This is a genomic window from Algorimicrobium echini (assembly GCF_900115185.1).
GTDB lineage: Bacteria > Bacteroidota > Bacteroidia > Flavobacteriales > Flavobacteriaceae > Algorimicrobium > Algorimicrobium echini.
In genome coordinates this window covers 1-21,699 of the sequence record NZ_FOVN01000010.1, presented here as the reverse complement: position 1 = coordinate 21,699, position 21,699 = coordinate 1, and the positions used below count along the sequence as shown (strand labels likewise).

The following is a 21,699-nucleotide window of genomic DNA, read 5'->3' as shown; positions in this document are numbered from 1 at the left end:
TTTATCGATTTTTTTTGCATTTCATGGATGTTTTATGAAAAATATATCTATATTAGCCAAATCAAAATAAATAAAACCTAAACGCAATGAAATTAATCTACTCTCATTTTAAAATTCTCATGACACTATTTGTATTCTTTTTTGCATATAGTATGACACAAGCTCAAACCAGTGAGAAACAAAAAGCAAATCACTACTTAAAAGAAAAAGGAGAATTGACCTTTACTTTTCAAGTTAATAATCATAGTGACGTTGAATTATATTCAAAAAACTTTTCAATTGTTAATTATGATCCAAATACACAAACTGTTATAGCTTGGGCAAACGAAAAACAATTTAGAAGTTTTGAGTCTAAAAATATAGCCTTTCAAGTTCCGACAAACGAAAATGAAGTTGATGAGGCACTAATTTATGACGTTAGACCTTTAGCTAGTCGAACTTCAAGTCGCGCTACATTAACATTTCCAGTTAATACCTACCCAACTTATGCTGAATATGCAGCACAAATGCAAGATTTTGAAGATGATTATCCTGGATTAGTTGAAAAATTAAGCATTGGAACTACAGGTCAAGGAGATAAAGAACTGTTATTTGTGAAAATTTCTGATAATGTTTCTACAGATGAACAAGAGCCTAAAATTATGCTAACCTCTTCAATGCATGGTGATGAAATTGCTGGCTACCCAATGATGCTTTCATTAATAAACTATATATTAACTGTATATGGTGATACTGGACATCCAGACCATGCCAGAGTTAAAAATTTAGTAGAAAATGCTGAAATTTGGATTAACCCAAGTGCTAATCCTGACGGAACTTACAATAATAGCGCAACAAACACCTCGGTAGCAGGTGCAAGAAGAGGAAATGCTAATAACATTGACTTAAATAGAAATTACCCTGACAACGTTGCAGGTGCTCATGATGATGGAAATGCTTATCAAACTGAAACATTAGCTTTTATGGCTTTGGCTGAAGCTAATCATTTTGTTATTTCTGCGAATTTCCATGGAGGTACAGAACTTGTAAATTATCCGTTTGACAATGCTTATGTAAGTCAATATACACATCCTGATAATGATTGGTTTGAACAAATTTCTGTTGAATATGCAACACATGCACAAACAGATGCTAACTCTGGAAGCACACCTCAAGCCCCATATCTTTACAAAGCTTCATATATGACCGATGATGATGATAGCAATGTTACACCAAGCCCAGGAGTTACTCATGGTGCAGAATGGTATCGTGTTTATGGTGGACGTCAAGATTATATGAACTTTTACCACCAATGTAGAGAGATTACAATTGAACTTTCTGACACTAAAATTCTTCAAGAAAGTAGATTAGATGATTACTGGTACTATAATAGGGACGCTTTATTAGATTTTTTAACTCAAGGTACCTATGGTTTCAGAGGCACTGTAGTTGATGATACGTCAGGAAATCCTATCGATGCGACTATAACAATTGTTGGTCACGATGCTTATGGATCACAAACAGTAACCGATATCTCACATGGTGATTTTTACAGACCTATTAAAGCAGGAACATATACTATTTTAATTGAAGCACCTTGCTATCAACCCGTTACTCTAACCAATGAGAGTATAGCCAACTACCAAACAAAAGATTTAGGTGCTATTCAATTAACGGCGCTTACGGCTACTGCTCCAACAAATTTAAGTACCTCTGGAGCAGATTCAAGTTCTATTAATGCCTCATGGAGCGCAACAACTGCAGACAGTTTTGATTTAAGATATCGTGTTTTTGGTAGCGGAACCTGGACAAATGTGTTAGGCATTACTGAAAACCCATATCAAATTACAGGATTAACACCTAACACAACCTATGAATTTCAAGTCAAATCATACTGTGGATCTAATGGTACAGGGTATTCGGTGTCAGAACAGTTTACCACAACCAACATCAACTTTTGTGATGCCCAGGGCAATAGTGTGGAAGATGAGTATATTGGAAATGTAATCCTGAACGGAATAAGTAATAATACGGTTTCTTCAACCAATTCGGGATATTCAGACCTGACTGCCACGACTATTTTTGGTGATTTAGATATTTTAACAAATGCAACTGGAAACACCATCAGCGTTACAAAACATTGGACAGGGTCTACGTATGATGAAGCCGTAACCATTTGGATAGATTTTAACCAAAATGGCACCTTTGAAACTGCAGAACGCATTTTTAGAAGCAGCTCAAGCACAATAACGCCTGTGTCCGGAACCTTTGATATTCCAAGTAATGCTGTTCTTGGTAATACACGGATGCGTGTATTAATGAAATATTACAGCGGTACAGGAAGTAATGCTAACGACCCATGTGAAACATTTAATTATGGTGAAGTTGAAGATTATACCTTAAACATTACCAATTCCACTTTAGCAACACCGGATTTCGAGGCAAATGCCATTAAAGTGTTTCCAAATCCGTTTAACAATTCGTTACACATTAAATTAAGAGACAATAATTCTGTTGATATAAAAGTTTTTGATATCAGTGGTCGTGTTGTATCTACTAGAAATAATATACAACCAACCAATCAAAATATAACAATTAATAATTTTGAGTCATTGACTTCGGGAACGTATTTTATTCAAATTAGTAATAAGAAAACCGATCAAACCATTGTGAAGCGAGTTATCAAGCAGTAACAAATAATTTTATAGAGGTTAAAAACAATATGTTTTTAACCTCTATATTAATAATCTATAAATCAACACCTTAAAAAAGTACAATGCATTTTATCGATTAAATTTGCATTTCATGGAATAAATCCGTTATATTTGCCTTAAGCTATTAATACTAAATTAATTAGTCCCAAAACTAATAAATTGACTACTTATGAAAAATTCTACTATTTTAGTACGAAAGTACCTATTGCTATTTAGCGTACTTTTATTTTCAGGTTATTCTTTCTCTCAAGATTTTAATGTACAACATTTAAATTCCTCAAATATTGGTCGTTTAGGTGGTACAAATACTATTACAGCTGTCTCTTCTATAAACAATGCTTTTGTATTAAATAATAATAATAGATTAGCACAAGCAGGAAGACCAGATGATACTGGAACACATTCTGCTTCCGATTTATCGGGTGCAGCAAGGTTAACCTCTGCAAATACAGTAACTTTTTACAGAGACGGTAGTTCAACCAACAATAATACAAGATTTAGCACATCAATTTGGAATTACACTGGAACATCAGGTGGTGCTAATGAATTCATTGTTCGTGGAAGATATATTGTAACCTTAAATGGGACTACAAGTAATGTAACTCAAGCATTAAGTGGAATTGTAAATCCAAATAAATGTATTCCTTTTATTACAGGAATTGTAAACAATGTATCATCTGCTGGAGCAGATACTGGAAGCGCAATTACCTATTTAGAGAGTGCAACCTCTTTGCGAGTTCAAAAGGGTTCTAATGCTAACAATGTTTCCGTTTATATAACGGTCGTTGAATTTACGGGAAGCAATTGGACTATTTTACATGGAGATTCTGGTGCAGTTGATGGAGATACTGGTAACATTACACTTCGTGCCAATGCAAACGGTTCAGGCACTGCAACAAATGTAAGCAATTGGAATAACGCCATGATTTTCGCTCAACACAGAGGTAACTTGACTAATAGTGGTTCAAATCAAGCCATAGCCGATAACTGGCCAATATTACGCCCTGGATTCAATAACCAAACGGTCTCATGGGAGTTTAATTCAGATCATGATGCAGTATCTGGTGGTAATAGGCAATTTGTTCATGTTGCAAGTAACCCAACTATAAATGTTAGTCGATTCTCAAACACGAGTAATACTGCAGGTCAAACAACTATAGATATAACATCAGCTGCATTATCTAATACCAATGAAGCATTAATTATTGGAACAGCTACCTCAAGCGGAACTGGTACAGCTTATGGCAGAGGCTGGAGAAATTTCTATCTAAATTCAACAATTCAAGCAGCACATTGGGCACATAGAAATAATAATGTTTTAAATCATGAAATTCAAATTGTCAATTTAAATCCTTCTGTTACATATTGTGCTTCCAATGGAAACAATACAAATGATGAATATATTAGTCGTGTTCAATTAAACGGTATAAATAATAGTTCTGGCGTTGGTACTACAAGTACAGGATATTCAGACTTTACTGCTATCTCAACTAATTTAACGCAGAATACGGGGTATACGATTACTATAACACCTACATGGCCTGGATCATCATTTAACGAAGGTTATTCAGTATGGATTGATTATAACCAAAATGGTGTTTTTACAGATTCTGGTGAGCAGGTCTGGACACAAAGTCCAACTACCGCCTCTCCTGTGTCTGGATCATTTACTGTACCACTTACAGCTACAACTGGAAACACGCGCATGCGTGTTAGTCTAAAATACAATGGTATTCCAACATCATGCGAGTCCTTTAGTTATGGCGAAGTTGAAGATTATACCGTAAATATAACTGCAGGTGCACCTGCACCAGAGATAAACATTACAGGTTTAGGTATTTCCATTACTGATGGTGACATCGTTGCTTCTGCAACCGATGACACAGATTTCGGATCGGTTAGCGCAGGATCTACACTAGACCACACATTTACGATTCATAATACTGGAACAATGCCTCTGAATTTAACCGGAGGAACACCTTTGGTAGATATTTCAGGGGATGCGGCATTTACCATTTTAACACAACCTGGAGGAAGCACTATTGCTGCTGGAGCTAGCCGAACATTTGTCGTTCGTTTTGCGCCTACAGCTAGTGGAACTGTGACAGCTAATATTTCTATAGATAATAACGACAGTAACGAAAACCCATACAACTTTAGAGTTCAAGGCACTGGTGTTGCCCCATTAACTGAAGGGCCTGGTGGTGTTACTAACGATTTAGCTTTATGGTTAAAAGGTACCGACGGCCTAGGGTATACCGATGGGCAACCTGTATCGCTTTGGGCGGATCAAGGAAGAGCAGTAAATGCTACCGCTCCTGCTGGATTAGAACCAACCTATCGAGATGCACCTCTTTATAATGTAAACTTTAATCCAGTTGTTGATTTTGACAATGATTATGATACTGCTGGTGAAGATTTTGATTATTCAGACACCAACAGACATACTTTAATTGGATCTGAAGGATTTTATACGCAAGATATGTTTGTTGTCGTGATTCCTGATGTAAATGTCACGTCATCTTTAGCTAGTATGGATGTTTTTTGTGGAGATATTGATCCTTTAACTGACGAGCGAGATGGATCTGGAATTGGCTACGGCCGATATTCCGTAAGATTTGATAATGAAGTTATTTCATACGCTGTTAATACAACGTCCACAACTTCTGTTCCAATAAATAGCAGAGGTTACGGAATCGCACATACTAGTACTTCTGCTAATTACAACAATGTAGGTATAATAAATTCTAAAAATAACTCCAACTCACCAACTGCTAATATTTTATTATATAATGCCAATAATATTGGCAATACAGAAGTTGGGCTACCACAGTACGAAAACGTTACAAACTCCAGATACTTTTTAGGAAGAAGCGAAGCTTTTAAAGGTAGTTATGAAGGTAGAATTGCAGAAGTCATTACCTACTCTGCTAAAAAAGAAGATGCCAATCTCACCCAAGAGCGTAACCGTATCCAATCGTATTTAGCTATAAAATACGGTATTACATTAGGTGTTAATGGTACATCCCAAGATTACGTAGATAGTGATGGAACACTTATTTGGGATGCTAATACAGGAACACCTGCTGAAGACGTATTTAATTATGATATTGCTGGAATAGGTCGTGATGACGCTTCAGATTTATTGCAAAAACAATCTCGTAGTGTTAACAATGCTATAGATGGTGGTTTCAGAGCGCAAGGTATTCTAACAATTGGAATGGGTAGTATTTCTAACACAAACAACTTAAATTCAAATACAGAATTAGAAGATAAAGAATTCCTTGTTTGGGGTAATAATGGCGTAGATTTAGATGATCCTGCTGTTATTGTAGATGTCGACATGAGTACAGATATTTCACCAGTAATTCCAGGTGGTACGCATGTACAGTTTAACGGAATTGCTCGTACTTGGAAAGTCGTTGAAAAAGTGGCGCCATTAGGCGATATCCCAGCCGTTGAAGTAGCTATTTTAAAAAGTGCGGTTCGAACCGCAACGCCTCCAAATGGACGTTATTTAATGTTTATTTCAGATACGCCTAATTTTGACCCAACAGCCGATTACCGAGTCATGACGGAAGGTACGAATGAATTAGGTGAAGCTATATTAAAAACCAATTATGATTTTGATGACACAAAATACATCACATTTGGTTGGGCTCCAGAACGTACATTTGAAAGGTCTGTTTATTTCAATGGAACATCTAACTATGTAGATATGGAAGATGCTTTGGATTTAAACCCAACTGCTTTTACTATTTCTGCATGGATTAGAAGAGATGTTAATTCACTTAATAAATCTATTCTATCCAAACGTGATGCCGCTTATACGGAAGGTTATGATTTTAAAATTAATGCTATTGGGCAGTTCGAAGTCTCTTGGAAAACCACTTCCGGTGCTATTCAAACAACAACTTCAAACACCATAATCCCTGAAAACCAATGGCATCAAGTAGCTGTTATATATCAAGGTGGAAATGCATACCTATATATAGATGGTATTTTAGATAAGCAAGCTGCCAAATCTGCTCCAAACAATACGAATCAATCCTTTTATATTGGTGCGGCATCTAAATTGACGCCTCAGGCTTTTTTCAATGGTAATATTGATGAAGTTCGTGTCTGGAATACAGCATTAACGGTAGCACAATTACGTTACATCATGAATCAAGAAATTGAAAACAACGCTGGTTTTGTTGGCGGTTCATACTTCTTAAGCAAAGGTGTTACGCCTACTAAAAATGACATAGCTACCATTCCTTGGACAAGTCTAGCGGGTTATTATCCAATGTCTACCTATACCTATACGAATACAAAAGATGAATCTGGAAATGGTAACCAAGGTGCTTTACGGACATTACGGACAGTCGATAAACAAACCGCACCTTTACCTTATATTTCTACAGCAAATACTGCATGGAATACGAATACCACCTGGACAAATGGTAACCTACAAACCATTCCTGGTTCAAATTCTATTGTAGATAATACCAAAACAATAGATTGGAATATTGTTGAAACAAGCCATAACATTACTATGGACAACAGTAGTCTTGCTTCTGGAAATGCAGGAAACCGAAATTTATTAGCGCTATTTTTAGATTCCAATAAATTAACCCTTGATGGGGATAATACGTCTGAAACTGGAAATGGATTAACGGTAACACACTATTTAAATCTAGGCGGAAAAATTGATTTAGAAGGTGAATCACAATTGATTCAGTCAATTGATAGTGATTTAAATGTTGGAACTGTAGGTTCTTTAGAAAAAGACCAACAAGGCACACGAGATTTATATACTTATAATTACTGGAGTGCTCCTGTAGGGAATACAGCTACTGCCAACCCAAATAATTTTAGCTATACGCTAAATAACCATATCATGAAAGATGGCACAACATCAAGTGCTCCTGCTAATATTACTTATGTTGGTGGTTATAATGGCTCTAACAGTGATGCTGATTTAAAAATTGCACACTATTGGATTTGGAAATACAACAACCGTTTAGCTGATGACTATGCTTCTTGGCAACATGTTAGAAATACAGGAACTCTTTTTGCAGGTGAAGGTTTTACTATGAAAGGTGTTACCAATACTTCTGGAACTGTATCACTAGAACAAAACTATGTGTTTGATGGAAAACCTAATAACGGAAATGTCTCTTTACCTATCAATGCTGGTAATGAATATTTAGTAGGTAATCCATATGCTTCTGCTATAGATGCTCAACAATTTATAACCGATAACGGACCAACCATTTCTGGATCTGGTGCAAACCCGCTAATTAGTGGTACACTTTATTTCTGGGAACATTGGGGAGGCGGATCGCATGTTACAGCTGAATACCAAGGTGGTTATGGTACTTATAACTATTCTGGTGGTGCTCCTGCGGCCTCTATGGGATCTAATCATCCTGATGGTGGAGCTGGTGGCACACCAACTAAAACACCAGGTCGTTACATTCCTGTCGGTCAAGGTTTCTTTGTAAAAGGCGAAACTAACGGTAATGTACTGTTTAATAACGGACAACGTCAATTCCAAAAAGAAGGTACTGCGGCTTCTGTATTTATGAGATCGAACTCGCAATCACAAACCGAAAATACCGACAATCGTATGAAAATCCGTCTAGGTTTTAACTCCGTAAATACCATTCACAGACAATTATTAGTGACAGCTGATGATCGGGCTTCAATAGGTTACGATTGGGGATTTGATGGTTTGTTAAACGAAGTCCAAATAGACGAAATGTCATGGGTGATAAACGCCGATAACTATACCATTCAAGGTGTTGATGCATTTACAGAAAGTACTATCCTACCACTAAACATTAAAACTAGTGAAACAGGATTAAACAACATAACCATTGATAGTTTAGAAAATATCCCTGATGATTTAGACATATTTGTTCATGACATTACACTAGATATTTATCACAACTTACGCACCAATGGCGACTATGAAATTTATTTAGACGCTGGTGAATATGCAGATCGTTTTGAATTGACATTTACGGATAATAATGCGTTAAGCATCGATGAGATTACAGCTCAAGAAAATTTACAAGTTTACTTTGCAAACACGAAAGGAAGCATCATTATTCACAACCCTAAAATGGTACCGTTAGATGCTGCTGAAATGTTCACTATCCTAGGTCAGTCTGTTATCCGAATCGATACATTAGAAGACACCAACTACCAAGAAATTAAAGTGCATGGTTTAAGTACAGGCTCGTATATCATTAACCTTGAAAAAACCGATGGTAGCATAATTACCAAAAAAGTAATCGTGAATTAATAGCAAACCAACCACTAAACTACAAAAGCCTTGGAAATAGTTCCAAGGCTTTTGTTTTTACCTTATATAGTTAACTCCAATTGAAGCATTACTAGGCTAATTTTTCAACCAGTTCCTGAAGTGTTAATTCAAATTGATCTCCTAAAGCCATGTTTTTAAGTGTGTACTTGCCCTGCTCCATTTCATTATCACCAACTAAAACCACAAAAGGAATTTGGCGCTTATTAGCATGATTCATTTGCTTTTTCATTTTAGCATTATCTGGATACAATTCGGCATTTATACCATAAGAACGTAATTGTTTAATAGCTTTCAAACTAAATAACGCTTCCGCCTCTCCAAAATTAATAAACAAAACATCGATATTTTTAGTCACAGTCTCGGGAAATAGATTCATTTCTTCTAAAACCAAATAAATACGATCTAGTCCAAAACTGATTCCAACACCACTCATATCAGGCATACCAAAAATTCCCGTTAAATCATCGTAGCGACCACCACCACCAATAGATCCCATCTGTACGCCTTCAGGTGCTGAAACTTCAAAAATAGCCCCTGTGTAGTAATTTAAACCACGTGCCAAGGTAACATCAAGCTGTAATTTAGCTGTCTGCAAACCTAATTCTGAAATGGCTATATCAATAAAGGCTAATTCATCAATTCCTTTTCTGCCTTCTTCTGAAGAACTTAAAATAGTTTTAAGTTGTTCTATTTGCGAATTAAAATCACCAGACAATGTAAACAACGGCTGTAATTTAGTAATTCCTGCTTCTGAAATTCCTTTTTCCAGCATTTCAGCTTTCACCTTCTCCTCGCCAATTTTATCTAGTTTGTCTAAAGCAACAGTAAAATCAATGAGTTTGTCGCTAGCCCCAATAACTTCAGCAATACCCGATAATATTTTCCGGTTGTTAATTTTTATGGTAACACCCTCCAATTTTAGAGCTGAAAAAACGCTGTCATATAATTGTACAAACTCCACTTCTTGCCATAAAGATGTAGATCCTACCACGTCTGCATCGCACTGATAAAATTCTCTAAAACGTCCTTTTTGCGGTCTATCTGCACGCCATACAGGCTGCATTTGATAACGCTTAAAGGGAAACTCAATCTCGTTTTGGTGTTGTACCACGTACCGTGCAAAGGGAACCGTTAAATCATAACGTAAAGCTTTTTCGGAAATGCTTGCTGTGATTTTGTTAGAGTCTTTTTCAGAATATAATCCATCATCCACTTTACTCAAATAATCACCTGAATTCAAAATCTTAAAAATCAACCGATCGCCTTCTTCGCCATATTTTCCCATAAGCGTATCGGAATTTTCAAAACTAGGGGTTTCTATTGGCTGAAACCCAAAGGTTTCAAATTGCTTCTGGATGGTTTGAAAAATATAATTACGTTTGGCAACTTGTTCTGGATTAAAATCCCTTGTGCCTTTTGGTATGCTTGGTTTTTGTGCCATAATATTTTCCCACGAAAGTGGAAATCTTTTTTTAATCCCGACAAACATCAGGACTCATTTATACTCTAAATTTACAATTCGACAAAAATAAAGAATTAAAAACGGCAGCTCGTATTTTTTTAATAAGAAAAAAAAATAGCGTGAACACATTTTCAATTCGGCCTTAACTTCTCGATACAATCAGACTAAACTCTTAACACTCGAAGCGCCATTTGCATGAATTAAATTACTCTAATTTATCAACTTATCTAGGTACTGGAATAACTCGCCTTTGGTAATAACACCACCTTGTTGAATGAGTTGAAACTTATCGGCATTTTTATCGTCTGAATATTCTTTTTTTGCTTGAAGAAACTCCACATCATCATCCATTAAATTTTCTCGCAACCAGTTAAAACCGTCTTTGGTCGTTAAATCGATTGGGTTTTTCAATTTAACTGCAATTAAATGCATGTGCTCTTCTTTTAAGTGAAACAAATGCATTTGTTGTGGTGAAATATGCTCAATATAAATAACTTTCTTCAAAACACCTTCCCATACCAAGTCGCTAAACACATCGAGCTCTTGTTCTGCTACTTCTGGCTTATTGGTTTTAATATCGGTCCATTCATCTGCAGTTATAGACTGTGTCGCTAGAAAATTTATAAACTCTTGATGTAATTCTTCAAATTGTTCTTTGGTTAATCTTGCGTATTTCATAGGTACTAATTAATTTATTATTCTATTATTTCACAATATTTAAAGCTTTGGCTGCTTCAAATGGTCTATCGGTAGCAAAAACATCAATACCTAGTTTTTGCCATTTTATATATAAGGAATCCCCTTTGGCTTCTGCTTGTTTGTCCAAGTTACCCAACGTTCCTAACATGGTTTTTATACCATTTTTATGTAAGTTGTAATATAATGAGGTATCTGATAATTTTGTTCCCGTAAAAGCAATCATATTATTGGTTGGAATTTCCGATTTTAATAACCACTCCAATTCCTGTTGGTTTCTTGCAGACACAGATAATAATAATTCGGGTGCTAACATATAGGCTTTACGAGCTTGCTCCATATCATAGGTGATAATCACAGAAATATCTTCTGCATGGTTTTCACGTATGGCTTGAATAACTTCAGCCACATCTACACTTTTCTTAATATCAATGGTTAAGATCGCATTATTGGCTTTAGACCAAGCTAAAACATCTGTAAACTTGGGAATTTTAAAATTAGTCATGGTTCCGTAGTCATCAACTAACTGGAATTCCTGAAGCTCTTTAAATGTATATTTGGTTAGCTTGTCCGTACCTGTTGTGGTGCGTTCCAAAGTATTATCATGCATTAGAACCAGTACACCATCTTTTGTTTTAGCTACATCAATCTCAAAAACTGCTGCAATGCTATCATTCACATATTTAATAGTTTCTAAACAGTTTTCTGGATAATTTGCAATTCCTACACCACCACGATGCGCGCTAATCCATGGTGACGCATTGGGTTGATACCGAAAAGTTTCAATTAAAGCTGAAGGTTTTAAAGCAGGATTAAACGTTTCAATTGCTTGTTTGTTTGTATCCTTACAAGATAAAAAAACTAAAAAAAGGACTATTAGTGACAATCTTATGGACATCATTTTTTGAGTAAGAATCTTTAAAAATTAGAATTAAAAAAACCGTTTAGAGCCATTCTAAACGGTTTATATTGTATGATGCAAATGCTAATTAAGCTTGTGCAATAACCTCGAATGGTAATTCTACAGTTACTTCTCTATGTAAACGAATAACCGCATCATATTGACCTAAACGCTTAATACTACCACCAGTAATACTAATAAATTTTTTGTCGATAGTGTGTCCTTCTTTTTCAAAAGCTTCAACTAAATCTGCTTTGGTAATTGAACCAAATAATTTATCACCTGCTGATGCACCTTCAGTAGCTTTAGCTGTAATTTTAATCTCTAAAGATTTAATAGCTTCAGCAATTTTAGTAGCATCATCAATAATTTTCTTTTCTTTAAATGCACGTTGCTTTAAATTTTCAGCTAATACTTTCTTTGCAGAAGCAGTTGCTAAAACAGCTTGGCCTTGAGGAATTAAAAAATTTCTCCCATAACCATTCTTTACCGTTACAACATCGTCTTTAAATCCTAGATTTTCAACGTCTTGTTTTAATATAAGTTCCATTGTTATGAGTGTTTTATTTTAATAAATCCGCCACGTATGGCATTAATGCTAAATGACGTGCTCTTTTTACAGCAACAGACACTTTTCTTTGATATTTTAAAGACGTTCCTGTTAAACGTCTTGGTAAAATTTTACCTTGTTCATTGACAAATTTTAATAACCAGTCTGCATCCTTATAGTCTACATATTTGATTCCTGATTTCTTAAAACGACAGTACTTTTTCGTTTTATTTGTATCAATGTTTAACGGCGTTAAATATCTAATTTCTCCGTCTTTTTTTCCTTTTGCTTGTTGTTCTATAGATGACATAATTACGCTTTTTCTTTAAGTTTAACTCTTCTTCTTTCAGCCCAAGCTACAGCGTGCTTATCTAAAGTTACCGTTAAGTAACGCATAAAACGCTCGTCACGTCTAAACTCAACTTCTAACGGATTGATAACGTCGCCATCAACTTGATATTCGAATAAGTGATAAAAACCACTTTTTTTGTTTTGAATTGGATAAGCTAATTTTTTTAAGCCCCAATCTTCTTTGGCTACCATCTTCGCTCCTCTAGAAACAAGAAAATCTTCGTATTTCTGTACTGTTTCCTTTATCTGAACTTCAGATAAAACGGGATTTAAGATGAAAACAGTTTCATAATGATTCATAAAAATCTAAATTTTATAGTTAAAAATGGGTGCAAAAGTAAATATTAATTTCATATATTACAACATTATTTCCAACTATATTCTGGTTTTATTTATTCGCAGTTCTTTCTGTTAATGAAATGTTAAAATAAACGTTTTACCGATGTTATTTGGTTTTTAACCGAATTTATTGTACTATTGTCGATATCTTAACCGAAATAAAACAAAATGTTATGACATTAAACTGTGTAGTAGTTGACGACTCCGCGATTCAACGTCTCTCGATTGTTAAATTAATTGAAAACCACCCATCACTTAATTTAATTGCCGAGTACAATAGTGCGTTAGAAACCAAAAACGGCTTAAATACCCATAAAGTAGACTTAATTTTCTTGGATATTGAAATGCCTGTTTTAAATGGTTTTGAATTGCTTGATGTTCTAAACAACAAACCCCAAATTATTTTTGTAACTGGTAAAACGGAATACGCTTTTAAAGCATTTAATTATGATGCTACTGATTATTTACACAAGCCAATTACAAGAGAGCGTTTTAATACAGCCGTTGATAAAGCTGTTGAACAGCACAAACTAAAATTAGATTTTAACGAAACAGAAGGTGAACACATTTTTGTAAAGAGTAACCTTAAAAAACGAAAAGTCTATATTAAAGACATTAAGTGGATTGAAGCTTTAGGCGATTATGTAAAATTAGTTACCGAAGAAACTAGCTTGGTGGTACTTTCTACTATGAAAGCTTTTGAACACGAATTACCTGAAGGGAAATTTTTAAGAATTCATAAATCTTATATTGTGAATTTAGACAAAGTAGACCGTTTCAATAGTAAGAACGTTGAAGTTGGCGCTTACGAAATTCCTTTAAGTCGTAATAAGAAGACCCAATTGGTGGATGCACTAAACAATATTTAACAATAATCCTGATTTAAACGTCAGGATTTTTTTTTGCTTAATTTATTGCTTTAATAATTATCCACGTTCAGAATTACCCGAATTGGCCTGAAATCCTTAATACTTGAAAAACTTGTATTTATTTTTAAAATAGCGGCTTTGGTTTTTGCTAACGACTGCTTATTTGGAATTTTTACCAATATATTTTTATGATACTGATTTCTAATTCGTGAAACTGGTGGGAATTCAGGTCCTAATACATACTGTTTAAATACTTGCCTTAAAGATTTAGCATACCAATCAGCACCCACATTTACTTTATTATAATCCCGATGCTTTAAAGTTATTTTAATTAAACGATAAACTGGTGGATATTTAAAATTAAATCTGTCATCCATTTGTTCTTTAAACATTTGCAGGTAGTTATTGGTAGATACTTGCTGTAGAATATTATGATGTGGATTATATGTTTGTATCAGCACCTTACCGCGTTTATCGGTTCGTCCTGCACGTCCAGACACTTGCAATAATAATTGAAAACTACGTTCATGAGCTCTAAAATCTGGGAAATTAAGCATGTTATCGGCATTCATTACACCTACCAGTTTTACATTCCTAAAATCCAACCCTTTGGTAAGCATTTGGGTACCGACTAAAATATCCACTTCCTGATTTTCAAACGTGCTAATTATTTTTTCATAACCATATTTACCGCGTGTAGTATCTAAATCCATACGTGCCACTTTATAATCTGGAAACAACAGACTAACCTCCTTCTCTACCTGTTCTGTACCAAACCCTTTATTATCCAGCTCGACACTACCACAGGCTTCGCATTTTTTAATCATGACACTATGATAACCACAGTAATGACATCGTAATTGGTCGCGGTATTGATGATAGGTTAAACTCACATCGCAACTAGGACATTGTGGCGAATGCCCACAGGTTTGACATTCAATAATTGGCGAATACCCTCTTCGGTTTTGAAATAAGATTATTTGATGCCCATCTTCCAAGGTTTCGGACATTTCTGCTATCAACCTATCGCTAAAATGCCCTTTCATCCGTTTGCGTTTATGCTTATCTTTTATATCAACCAATTCAATATCTGGCATGAGGACATCATTAAATCGGGTATTTAATTCCACCAAACCATACTTTTGTTGTTGGGCATTAAAATAGCTTTCTAAACTTGGCGTTGCAGACCCTAATAATGTTTTTGTATTAAAAATATGAGCCAAAACAATGGCTGTATCTCGCGCATGATATCGTGGCGCTGGATCAAACTGCTTATAAGATTGTTCGTGCTCCTCGTCTACAATAACCAATCCTAAATTATGAAATGGTAGCAATACAGACGATCGCGCTCCTAAAACAATTTGTGCTTTAGGCGAGTTATCCAAAACCTGATTCCAAACCTCAACACGTTCATTGGAGGAGTATTTAGAATGAAAAATAGCCACTTGTTCACCAAAATAATTTTGCAATCGGGTTACTAATTGTGTGGTTAAAGCAATTTCTGGCAACAAATACAAGACTTGTTTTCCTTGTGTTAAGGCATCTTCAATGAGCTTAACATATATTTCGGTTTTTCCAGATGATGTCACGCCATGTAATAAAACAATATTTTGCTTTTTAAAAGATTCCAAAATACCGTTCATGGCAACTTCCTGTGCGTTGTTTAAATGTTTGGATCCTTCGGTTTCATGATTGTTATATTGAACCCGATCTGTTTGCACATAATATTCCTCAAGAATTTCTTTATCTATCAACGATTTCACAATGGCCGACGAACAATTACTCGCTTCAGTTAAATCGGTAACTGGAATGGGTTTTTTCGATTTTGCTGTTAATGAAAATAGGGTCATTACAACATCTCGTTGTTTGGGTGCACGACTTAAATCTTCTAATAAATCTTGCAAAGCATCTTGATTATGAAACTTATTTTGAAGTTTTACATACCGAACGAGTTTGGGTTTATATTTATCGAAAATCTCCTCATGAACCGAAATGGCTTTTTTTTCCAATAAACGTTTCACCAAAGGCAAGACATTTTTCTTATCAACAATATTACTAATGTCTTGAATTTTCAAGGAGGTTTGATGCTGTAACGCTTCAAATATTAAAAACTCATCATCCTTTAAGTCGGCTTCATTAATTTCAAGTGTTAAATTTTTAGAAATAATAGTTTCACTATCCAATATAAAAGCACCCGGTAATGCTGCTCGCATAACATCGCCAAGGGTACACATATAGTAGTTTGCCATCCATTCCCATAAGCGAAATTGAGCTTGGGTAACTATCGGTGTTTCGTCTAGAATTTGATGAATGTCTTTCGCTTCATATATCAAAGGGTCTTTGGTATGTATGCATTGTACGATTCCTGTATAAATCTTGCTTTTTCCAAATGGAACAGACACCCGCATTCCAGGTTTAAGAAACTCGGCTTCGGCAGCAGTTATAAGATACGTAAAGCTTTTTTCCAGTGGTATTGGTAAAATAACATCAATAAAATGGTTCATATTAAAAGCCTTTTCTTAAACGATTTAAAGACGCATTGAGCTCGTAACCCATAAGTAGAATATTGCTGTTTAACCATAAGTAGAATAGTAAAATTAAAAGCGCTCCAATGGAACCATAAAGCTCATTATACTTTGAGAAATTTTCAATATACACACCAAAAAGGAATGATGTTAGAATAATAAGTAATGTTGTAAATAAAGCACCAACTGAAAAAAATCTGGATTCCTTACCTTCACGCGTACCAAAATAGTATAAGGTTGCGGTAGCAATATAAATCATACTCACAAAAAACAAGTATTTTACAATAAGAATCCAAAAAATAGAATGCTCGGCATCTACATAGCCATAGGTTTGTAAATTACCCATGATATAAATTTGAAAATACCCAAAAAAGGCTACGGTTAAAATGGATAAAAAGGCTAGAATGAGTGCCACACCTAAAGCATACATGTACTGTTTAAAAACGTTGCGACTTAATTGTTCATGATACGAGCTTTCAAAACCAGCAAAAACGGCATTTATTCCGTTGGCCATTAATGCCATAGAAACTAAAAAAACAGATGATAATAAACCACCACGTTCGGTACTATCTATATTTTCAAAAATATTAGCAAAGAAGAATTCTGATGTACTAGGCGGCAAAAACGAATTTAGAAATCGTTGAAACTCGATTTTAAAATCGTCTATAGGGATATACGGAATGATAATTAAAACAAATAGCAAAAAAGGAAAAATAGCCGTAAAAAAATTAAAGGCTATAGCACTTGCACGTGTTGTTAAAGCACCTTTTGCAATACCTATGGTATAAAGTTCCAACAAATCATATAAAGATAATCCTTCCAGACCTGGCAGCTTGATTTTCTTTAAAAATTTAACCAACAGATTGACTACGGGAATTTTAGCCAACTTTTCTTCTATAGGTTGCGACATTGAGGTTCTTAATTTATTTTAAAGTTTTCAGTAATCTACTAAACAGCTTTTAAGCTTAAATCCATATTGTAAACAGAATGTGTTAAGGCTCCAGATGAAATAAAATCTACACCACACTCGGCATAATTTCTAATAGTATTTTCATTAATACCTCCAGAACTTTCTGTTAAGCATTTGCTGCCAATTAACGCTACCGCTTTTTTAGTGTCTTGGTAATTAAAGTTATCTATTAGTATCCGATAAATACCATCAGATTTTAAAATTTCTGCTATTTCATCTAGGTTTCTGGCTTCAACAATAATCTTTAGATCACGATTAGTATCCTTTAAATATTGCTTGGTTTTTTGAATGGCTTTAGTAATACCTCCAGCAAAATCTATGTGATTATCCTTTAACATAATCATATCATACAAAGCAAACCGATGGTTTTCTCCGCCTCCAATTTTAACAGCCCATTTTTCCAGAGCGCGAATGCCTGGTGTTGTTTTTCTAGTATCTAATACTTTGGTTCCAGTTCCTTCTAATAAATTTACAAATTCTTTAGTTTTCGTTGCTATAGCACTCATTCGTTGCATGGCATTTAACACCAAACGTTCTGCTTTGAGTATAGATTGCGAAGCACCTTCTACATAAAACACAATATCACCATGTTTAACAGAACTACCATCCTTAATACACGTTTCTACCTTTAGGTCTTTGTCAATATAAGCAAATACCTGTTTGGCAAATTCTACTCCAGCAATAATACCGGTATCTTTAACTAGAAGTTTTGCTTTTCCGGTTGCTTCTGCAGGAATACATGCTAATGAACTATGATCACCATCACCTACATCCTCACGAATAGCATTGGCAATTATTAATTCTATTTCCTTATTAAATTGGTCTTGGGTTATCATTTTTTATTATTTTAGACACTACGAAAATATAGCATTTTTAATTAAACCCATGGGATGAGTTCAAAAAAAATAGGCCGTCCATCTGGAGTTAATTTTAAATACCAATTTCACTTAACTATTTTATAGACTTATTCTGCAAGAAAACCAATAAATTTGCACATGACCATAAAACTCCTTGCTATAGGCAAAACTGATAACAAACAACTACAAGCTTTAATTAGTGACTACCAAAAGCGCCTCTCGCACTATATTAAATTTGAATTTGAAATAATTCCAGACTTAAAAAAAGCTAAAAATTTAAGCGAAGCCCAACAAAAAGAAAAAGAAGGCCATTTAATTTTAGCCAAACTCAACACAACAGATACCCTTATTCTATTAGACGAGAATGGCAAACAAATGCATTCTGTGGCATTTTCAGAGTATTTGCAGAAACATATGAATTCAGGAATGAAACAGTTGGTATTTGTTATTGGTGGACCCTATGGATTTTCAGAGGCAGTTTACGAAAAAGCGCAAGGTAAGTTATCATTATCTAAAATGACCTTTTCTCACCAGATGATACGGCTGTTTATGGTAGAGCAAATATACCGTGCCTTTACCATATTAAAAAACGAACCGTATCACCATCGGTAAGATTATTTTTATTTAGTTGAAAACGTATGTTTGCGTTTTTTAAGTTGCTTTTCTAAATCGCTAATTGTTTCCTTAACCGAAGCTTCAAAATTCTTTTCATTTGAAATAGCATAAATTCTTGGTCCTGGCAAACTTAATTCCATACTGCAAATAAAGCCCTCTTCTTTCGTGCTGTTTTCTTTTTTAAACTGGACATCGCAGTTAATTAACCAATCGTATTTTTTTATAAGAGATTGCAATTTTTCCTTGGTGTAAGTTGTTAAAGCTTCACTAGAATCTAGGTTTACATATTGAAAATTTATTGTCATAATTATAGTTTTTTAATGGTTATTATTCAAATATAATGGGTTAATAAATGGCTGCAAATGACATGCGTCATGTTTTGAAAGTAATTGCAAATCATTTCTATAAAAATACCATTTATTTCATGTTTCTTACTAGATTTTATAAAAGGATTAACTATTTTTTTTTTCTTTTTAGACCATAATTTATAGCCAAATGCCAATTTAGCTTTGCTCAAACTAAATAGTTGTTTATTATTAAAATCTAAACTCGTAGAATAAGCACTGCCATTGTAAATCAGGCTCACATAATACCGTTCTGCACTATAGGCTAAAGCCGCTGTATAATCAATTTTATAAAGCAATGGGTTGGACGGTCGGTAAACATCATCGGTAATCGTAACCCGTTTATTCATAAGCGCAACACCAGGCATCACATTAAATGAGGCAATTAAATTTTTTGGCAACATAAAAGCAGAAATAAAACCTCCTAAAACACCAATACCACTAGAGCTATAGCGTTTAATATTGGCTTCTTGATTGTAATACAAAGCACCTTGGTCTGACAAAATGGTTTCATTACCCGAAAAATAATCAAAAACTGCAAAGGTACCCAAACCACCTGTAATGTAAACGTTTTTATGGCGTTTAGCAAGACCTGCTTTAAGCATAGCATACGAAAATTCAATTTCCGAAAGCGTAAACAAATAATTAAAACCTACGGTTACAGATTTAATATCGTCTCGGAAAACGGTTGGCTCATTATAATTGTTTTTCACAGTATACCCTTTATAGGTTTGCACATAAAAATTTACAAAATGGTTTTTACCAATGATGGTGGTGCCTTGCATATCAAAACGGTTTGTTGTTTCTTCTTTATTCGTTTTTAGATTAAAGGCAATATCAACAAGTAGTTTTCTACTGGCAAAACCAAAACCAATACCAAAGGGATTGTTAGGGATAAAGCGTGTTTTAGAATCTGCATCGCGAATTGTAAAGCGCTTAACCTTGTAATTGGAAAACAACCGTACCGAATAATTTTCTAGATCCCGATCTATAAACATACTATCTACCATTTTATAGACTCGCGATGAATCTGCATGTTTTAAAATTTGCGATTGCACGGAAAAACACCCTAAAAACAAGAAGGTAAAAAGAAAATATAGGTTACGCATAAAGCGGTTAAAATTTATCGGATTGCAGAATTTGAAGTACATTTGTTATCCGCTAAAAATACATTAAATAATAGAATATGCAACTCGTTTTCGCTACAAACAACCTAAATAAACTTCGGGAAGTCCAGCAATTAATTCCCAACCATATAACCTTATTAAGTCTTAAAGATATTGGATGTTTGGAAGATATTCCAGAAACCCAAAACACCATTGAAGGCAATGCCATCCAGAAAGCCAATTATATAAAAACCCACTATGGTTACAACTGTTTTGCTGATGACACAGGCTTGGAAGTTGAGGCCTTAAATGGCGAACCTGGTGTGTATTCTGCGCGCTACGCAGGCCTGCAACGGGATGCCAATGACAACATGAACAAGTTACTAACTCATTTAGAAAACCATAACAACCGCAATGCCCAATTTAAAACCGTAATTGCATTGCGCCTAAACGAAACGCTAGAAACGTTTACAGGCATCTGTACAGGCAGCATTACCAAAACCAAATCTGGAACAGAGGGCTTTGGATACGACCCTATTTTTAAAGCCGATGGCTACACCCAAACCTTTGCAGAAATACCGTTAGACGAAAAAAACCGCATTGGCCATCGCGGAAAAGCGGTTCAGCAATTAATTGCCTATTTAAATGGGCTATAAAATTACGTAGAACTACGTATGCATAAACTTATTGGAAATGATTAGATTTGGTGTAGATATATTAGATTTGGTGTAGATATAATAGATATATACACACCATTACCCATATATGTACGTTGCCAATAATTATGAGAAAAAACATTTTACTTCTATTTATACTTTTTAATTTTGGTTCAGTTTTTTCTCAAACTGATGCAATAACCAATCTTATTAATGAAACAAATGAACTGAATTTAGATATGAGGGATTTTGTTAATTATGCGAAAGATAAAATCAAAGACAAAACCGAACTTACTAAATTTTTCTATTATTGGGTTGGGACACATATCGAATATGATTATGTCCTATTTCAAAGTGTTTTAGATAAAACCGTTGACCCGAATCAATTTCAAAGCACTCAAGACGAATACGTTGTTTATGAAAACAGAAAAGGCATTTGTGCTGGATAC

At 34.7% G+C, this 21,699-nt stretch carries 17 protein-coding genes; 6 read left to right on the top strand and 11 right to left on the bottom strand.

The genetic code is table 11. The features are described 5' to 3' along the window. Positions 1-86: 86 nt before the first annotated feature. Both BM239_RS14960 and BM239_RS14950 read left to right on the top strand, forming a co-directional pair. Entirely contained in the window at positions 87-2,672 is a 2,586-nt protein-coding gene (locus tag BM239_RS14960; protein WP_092210087.1) for a M14 family zinc carboxypeptidase, read from the top strand. Between the two features lie 190 nt (positions 2,673-2,862). Then, positions 2,863-8,988, top strand: a complete 6,126-nt coding sequence (locus BM239_RS14950; RefSeq protein WP_245758251.1) for a DUF8202 domain-containing protein — start codon at positions 2,863-2,865, stop codon at positions 8,986-8,988. Positions 8,989-9,079: 91 nt separating this feature from the next. Here the strand turns inward: BM239_RS14950 and hisS are convergent, their stop codons facing one another. From hisS to rpsF, 6 genes are all read right to left on the bottom strand, one after another. Further along, positions 9,080-10,450, bottom strand: a complete 1,371-nt coding sequence (gene hisS, locus BM239_RS14945; protein WP_092210095.1) for a histidine--tRNA ligase — start codon at positions 10,448-10,450, stop codon at positions 9,080-9,082. 231 nt (positions 10,451-10,681) lie between these two features. Further along, positions 10,682-11,149, bottom strand: coding sequence for a DUF6495 family protein (locus tag BM239_RS14940; RefSeq protein ID WP_092210085.1), 468 nt, complete (start codon positions 11,147-11,149; stop codon positions 10,682-10,684). Positions 11,150-11,174: 25 nt separating this feature from the next. Then, positions 11,175-12,068, bottom strand: a complete 894-nt coding sequence (locus BM239_RS14935; RefSeq protein WP_245758250.1) for a glycerophosphodiester phosphodiesterase family protein — start codon at positions 12,066-12,068, stop codon at positions 11,175-11,177. A gap of 88 nt (positions 12,069-12,156) precedes the next feature. After that, positions 12,157-12,618 (bottom strand): 50S ribosomal protein L9, encoded by a 462-nt coding sequence (rplI, locus tag BM239_RS14930; protein ID WP_092210083.1) that lies wholly within the window; start codon positions 12,616-12,618, stop codon positions 12,157-12,159. A 13-nt stretch (positions 12,619-12,631) separates the two neighbouring features. Further along, positions 12,632-12,928, bottom strand: a complete 297-nt coding sequence (gene rpsR, locus BM239_RS14925) for a 30S ribosomal protein S18 (RefSeq protein WP_092210081.1) — start codon at positions 12,926-12,928, stop codon at positions 12,632-12,634. Between the two features lie 2 nt (positions 12,929-12,930). Beyond that, positions 12,931-13,269 carry a 30S ribosomal protein S6 gene (gene rpsF / locus BM239_RS14920; RefSeq protein ID WP_092210080.1) on the bottom strand — a complete coding sequence of 113 codons (339 nt, stop codon included), beginning with the start codon at positions 13,267-13,269 and terminating at the stop codon, positions 12,931-12,933. Positions 13,270-13,481: 212 nt separating this feature from the next. Between rpsF and BM239_RS14915 the strand changes: the two genes are divergently transcribed. Then, positions 13,482-14,177: a LytR/AlgR family response regulator transcription factor gene (locus BM239_RS14915; protein ID WP_048331193.1), complete on the top strand. Its 696-nt coding sequence runs from the start codon at positions 13,482-13,484 to the stop codon at positions 14,175-14,177. Between the two features lie 50 nt (positions 14,178-14,227). Here the strand turns inward: BM239_RS14915 and priA are convergent, their stop codons facing one another. Genes priA through nadC form a run of 3 tightly spaced genes read right to left on the bottom strand, consistent with a single transcriptional unit; the run spans position 14,228 to position 18,508 of the window. Further along, positions 14,228-16,681, bottom strand: coding sequence for a replication restart helicase PriA (gene priA, locus BM239_RS14910; RefSeq protein WP_092210078.1), 2,454 nt, complete (start codon positions 16,679-16,681; stop codon positions 14,228-14,230). Position 16,682: 1 nt separating this feature from the next. Next, positions 16,683-17,612 (bottom strand): YihY/virulence factor BrkB family protein, encoded by a 930-nt coding sequence (locus BM239_RS14905; protein WP_092210076.1) that lies wholly within the window; start codon positions 17,610-17,612, stop codon positions 16,683-16,685. 38 nt (positions 17,613-17,650) lie between these two features. Further along, complete coding sequence (gene nadC / locus BM239_RS14900; RefSeq protein ID WP_092210074.1) at positions 17,651-18,508, bottom strand: carboxylating nicotinate-nucleotide diphosphorylase; 858 nt, start codon at positions 18,506-18,508, stop codon at positions 17,651-17,653. Between the two features lie 159 nt (positions 18,509-18,667). Between nadC and rlmH the strand changes: the two genes are divergently transcribed. Continuing rightward, a complete protein-coding gene (rlmH, locus tag BM239_RS14895; RefSeq protein ID WP_092210072.1) occupies positions 18,668-19,141 on the top strand; it encodes a 23S rRNA (pseudouridine(1915)-N(3))-methyltransferase RlmH in 474 nt (157 codons plus the stop codon). 8 nt (positions 19,142-19,149) lie between these two features. Here rlmH and hpf read toward each other — a convergent pair whose 3' ends face one another. Further along, positions 19,150-19,449 (bottom strand): ribosome hibernation-promoting factor, HPF/YfiA family, encoded by a 300-nt coding sequence (hpf, locus tag BM239_RS14890; protein ID WP_092210069.1) that lies wholly within the window; start codon positions 19,447-19,449, stop codon positions 19,150-19,152. A gap of 26 nt (positions 19,450-19,475) precedes the next feature. Then, a complete protein-coding gene (locus BM239_RS14885) occupies positions 19,476-20,597 on the bottom strand; it encodes a DUF4421 family protein (RefSeq protein WP_245758249.1) in 1,122 nt (373 codons plus the stop codon). Between the two features lie 77 nt (positions 20,598-20,674). On the opposite strand from BM239_RS14885, the gene BM239_RS14880 reads away from it, so the two are divergent. Together BM239_RS14880 and BM239_RS14875 are read left to right on the top strand one after the other, a co-directional pair. Then, positions 20,675-21,250 (top strand): non-canonical purine NTP diphosphatase, encoded by a 576-nt coding sequence (locus BM239_RS14880; protein WP_092210065.1) that lies wholly within the window; start codon positions 20,675-20,677, stop codon positions 21,248-21,250. Positions 21,251-21,378: 128 nt separating this feature from the next. After that, on the top strand, positions 21,379-21,699 hold a 321-nt coding region (locus tag BM239_RS14875), incomplete at its 3' end, for a hypothetical protein (RefSeq protein WP_218151663.1).